Annotated in this window: 1 protein-coding gene; it reads right to left on the bottom strand. The window is 70.1% G+C overall.

Translation table 11 applies throughout. From position 1 onward, the window contains the following. Positions 1-143: 143 nt before the first annotated feature. Positions 144-1220 (bottom strand): MFS transporter (locus ACFW2E_RS47255; protein ID WP_384478454.1); only part of this gene is annotated, 1077 nt, incomplete at its 5' end.

Consider the following 1220-nt stretch of genomic DNA (forward strand, 5'->3'; position numbering starts at 1 on the left):
TTTTATATATCACACCGTGCGGGGGGGGGGGCCCCCCGTCGCCCCTTCGCCGGCGGGGCCCCGGTGACCACGGGCCCGGTGCCGATGGCGGCCCCCGGGGCTGGCAGCCGCCCGCGGTCGGCGGCTGTCCCCAGGGGCGGCTCTCAGACCGCGGAGGTCCTGTCCACGCTCTCCCGCGGCTCCTCGTGGGAGGTCACGGCGCCAGGCCGCACCGCGGCGAACAGCAGGAATCCGAGGAGGACGAAGGCCGCGGCGGAGAAGATGGGCAGCGAGCTGGAGCCGTCGATGATGCCGAACACGACGCCCGAAAGGCCCGCGGAGATGGCGGCGATGGCTCCGGCCGTGCCCATGACGGAACCCTGGTGGCTGTCGTCCACGGCGGCGGACATCATGCCCACGAGACCGCTGTAGGAGATGCCGTAGGCGGCCGCGCCCACCAGGCACAGGCCGTAGAGCGCGACCCTCGAACCGGTCAGCGCGGTGCCGGCGACGCACACGGTCATCGCCGCGAGCGACCCGGCCACCGCGATCTGCGGCCTGAGGTACTTCATCGAGAGCGGCACCAGGGAGAGGAAGGACGCCGCGAGGCCGACACCGACCACCGAGATGAGGTTGGTGACCGCGCGCTGGCCGAAACCTTCGTTGGCCGTCAGGTACAAGCCGATGAACTGGAAGAAGGCCGTCCAACCCAGGGACATGAGCAGCAGCGCCGCGGCGAGCACCCTGACCCCGGAGAAGGTGAAGGACTCCATGAGGTGCTTGACCGGGTTCGGGAAGGCCATGCGCCCCGTCGGCCGGGGCGCCGGCTCCTCCCGGAAGGAGACCAGCAGCACCAGCAGGTTCAGCAGCGTGATGCCGGCCACGAAGATGAAGGGCGTCTTGAGGTCGAACCAGGAGACCAGGGTGGAGTCGCTGAGGTAGCCGCCGATGAGCGGGCCCACCACGTAACCGGTCGAGACGCAGAACATGATCAGGCCGATGGAGTTCACACGGCGTTCCTTCGGCGTGACGTCCAGGATCGCCGCCTGGGCGACCGGCAGGCTGCCGGAGAACAGGCCGCCGACCACACGTCCGGCGACGAACAGCGCGACGTCCCGGCCGACCAGCCCCCAGATGGTCAGTGCGTAGCCGAGGGCAAGGCCCAGCAGGCACAGCGCCAGCGTCTTCTTGCGGCGGAAGTGGTCGGACAGCGAGCCGAGCAGCGGCGCACCGAAGAACAT

The sequence above is a fragment of the Streptomyces sp. NPDC058964 genome, assembly GCF_042741275.1.
Taxonomy (GTDB): domain Bacteria; phylum Actinomycetota; class Actinomycetes; order Streptomycetales; family Streptomycetaceae; genus Streptomyces.